This is a genomic window from Myxococcota bacterium (genome assembly GCA_041389495.1).
In the GTDB taxonomy this organism is placed as follows: Bacteria; Myxococcota_A; UBA9160; order UBA9160; family UBA4427; genus JAWKRT01.
On sequence record JAWKRT010000011.1, the window covers coordinates 1 to 1,726 of the forward strand.

The 1,726-nt window shown below is 73.2% G+C and carries 2 protein-coding genes; one reads left to right on the top strand and one right to left on the bottom strand.

The annotated features are described in order from the left end of the window. Positions 1-72 precede the first annotated feature (72 nt). The gene (locus tag R3E88_22600) at positions 73-783 is read left to right on the top strand and encodes a helix-turn-helix domain-containing protein (protein ID MEZ4219272.1); all 711 of its coding nucleotides are present in this window, start codon (positions 73-75) and stop codon (positions 781-783) included. Here R3E88_22600 and R3E88_22605 read toward each other — a convergent pair. Further along, positions 780-1,529 carry an SDR family NAD(P)-dependent oxidoreductase gene (locus R3E88_22605; GenBank protein ID MEZ4219273.1) on the bottom strand — a complete coding sequence of 250 codons (750 nt, stop codon included), beginning with the start codon at positions 1,527-1,529 and terminating at the stop codon, positions 780-782. The genes R3E88_22600 and R3E88_22605 overlap by 4 nt on opposite strands. Positions 1,530-1,726: the final 197 nt, after the last annotated feature.

The window sequence follows — 1,726 nt, forward strand, 5'->3', positions numbered from 1 at the left end:
CCGGGGGGCCCCGCTTCCGTTCGGGCGCACGACGCGAAGACGCGCGCCGCGCCCGACGAGAGGAGTCGTCCGATGGCGAAGCGCGCTCCCGACCCGCTCGCGCCGCGGCGCTGCGCGAGCCAGCGTCGCGCGGAGGTCCTCGTCGACGCCGTCGTCCAGGCGGCCCGCCGCATCCTCGAGGAGGAGGGCGCCGACGCGCTGACGACGAACCGCGTCGCCGAGCGCGCCGGTGTCTCCGTCGGCTCGCTCTACCACTACTTCCCGAACAAGGATTCGATCGTCGCCGCGGTCTTCGAGGAGCGCGTCGCCGAGATCGTCGACGAGACGGTGCGGATGGCGGGATCGCTGCACCTCGAGGATCTCCCCGTCGAGGAGGCGCTCGCCCGCTACGTCGAGATCCTGATCGAACGGCGCACGCGCTTCGCGGGCCTGCACCGCGAGTTCGTCGAGCAGTGGGGCTCGCGCATCGAGCTCACGCACCGCGAGGCGCCGGGCGGCGGCACCTACTACGACGTCACGCACCGCTGGATCTGCAGCGTGGTCGAGCGCGAGCGCGACCGGCTCGACGTCGAGGACGTCGACGCCGCCGTGCACGTCGTGCTGCACATGTGCGAGGGCATCGGTCGGGCCGTGATGGAGGAGAGGCTGCCCGCGATCCCGCGCGAGCGCCTGTGCGCCGACGTCACGCGGGCGATGCTCGCGTGCCTCGGCTTCGACGCGGGTGCCGACGCGGCGCGATCCCGCCCGTCGCTCGTGGCGCGGCGGAGCGGCGTCCGCCGCTAGACGGCGGTGCGGCCGCCGTCGACCGCGAACGCCGCGCCCGTCACGTAGCGGGCATCGTCGGAGGCGAGGTAGAGCACGGCCTGTGCGATGTCCTCGGGCGCACAGTGGCCGAGCAGCGGCGTCATCAGTGCGAAGAGCGCGGGGTCGGTCCCGTCCGGGATGCGCGTGCGGCGCGTCGCCTCCGTCAGCACGGACCCCGGACAGACGCAGTTGAAGCGCACACCGCGCTTTCCGTACTCGACCGCGAGCGCGCGCGTCAGGCTCACGACCGCGCCCTTCGTCGCACAGTAGGTCGAGTTGTACGGGTTGCCGGCGAGGCCGGCGACCGACGCCATGTTGACGACGTTGCCACCCGAAGCGAGCAGGTGCGGGAGCGCCGCCTGGGTGAGGAAGAAGAGGCCGCGCACGTTCACGGCGAACATGCGATCGAAGTCGCCCTCGCCGACGTCCGCGAAGTGCTCGATCGCCGCGAAGCCGGCGATGTTGCACAGCACGTCGACGCCCCCGTGCTCGGCGACGACGGCGTCGACGGCATCGCGGCAGGCCGCCGTCGAGGCCACGTCCGCGACGCGCAGCCGCACGCGCTCCGCGAGCGGGCCGAGCCGCTCGTTCGCGGCCGCGAATGCGCTCTCGTTCACGTCGAGCCCGACGGCGTTCGCGCCCTCGGCCGCGAACGCGCGCAGCGTCGCGAACCCGATTCCCGACGCGGCGCCGGTCACGATCACGGTGCGGCTCTCGAAGCGCATCCTTCCCTCCTCGGCTGCGCGGAAGTGCCGAGCGTCGTCGACCGGCAGGGGGCGAGCAACCCGCCGCGCGTGTTTCGAGTCTGCCGGTGGCCCGCCCGGTGCCGACGGGATTCCATCAAGTAGATCGGGGGCTTGCGTGGTCGCGGTGGGCCCGCGAAAACGAGTAGCCCCGGCCGCGTGCCGCGGGTCAGGTTGCC